This is a genomic window from Streptomyces synnematoformans (assembly GCF_039531005.1).
Taxonomy (GTDB): Bacteria; Actinomycetota; Actinomycetes; order Streptomycetales; family Streptomycetaceae; genus Streptomyces; species Streptomyces synnematoformans.
In genome coordinates this window covers 1-726 of sequence record NZ_BAAAPF010000740.1, presented here as the reverse complement: position 1 = coordinate 726, position 726 = coordinate 1, and the positions used below count along the sequence as shown (strand labels likewise).

Annotated in this window: 1 pseudogene; it reads left to right on the top strand. The window is 83.1% G+C overall.

Annotated features, from left to right (window positions below):
* Positions 1 to 37 precede the first annotated feature (37 nt).
* Positions 38 to 726, top strand: a pseudogene (locus tag ABD317_RS37445) (serine protease); the annotation flags it as partial.

Here is a 726-nt window from a genome sequence, read left to right as displayed (position 1 = left end):
GCGGGGGGCGGGGGGCCGGGGGCTGCGGGGGGGGGTGGTGGCCGCGGCCCCGCCCACGTACACCGCGCCCGACCGCTACCACCTCGTCCAGGGGGTACGGCAACTCGCCCACGCCCCGCACGAGTCGCTGCGCGCGGGCGGCGCCGCGAGCGGTGCGCCGGTGCTGGACGCGGCGACGGGCGCGGTGGTCGGCGTGGTCGGCACCGCGCTGCACGCGGGCCGCGGCGGGGTGGCCCACGCGGGGCCGCTGCGCGGGGCGGCGGACGACGCGGCGGGGACGCTGGCGGCGGTGCTGGACCGGAGCGGGGCGCGGGTGGCGGCGTACGGGCGGGACCTGAACCTGGCGGGGGTGCTGGAGCTGGGGGCGGCGGGGTCCGGGGACGCCGCGGTTGCGGGCGGCGGTGCGGCGGGTGCCGGGGCCGGGGTGTGCGGGGTCGTGGGGAGCGGGGGTTCCCCGGTGGCCGGGGGTTTCGCCGGCGGGTTGGGCGGAGCCCCCGTCGAACGGCAGGCGGTGCGGGCGGAGTACGGGCGTTTCCTCGACGGCGCCGCACACGTCCTCGCGCTCGTCGGCGACCCCGGCACCGGGCGGTCCACCGAACTCGCCGGGCTCGCCGCGCGCCGCGCCGCCGGCCCGGCGCCCGCGCCGTCGGTGTGCCTGCGCGGCGCGGATCTGAAGGTCGCCGACGCGGGCGTACGGGACGCCGTGGCCCGGGCGCTGCGCGCGGC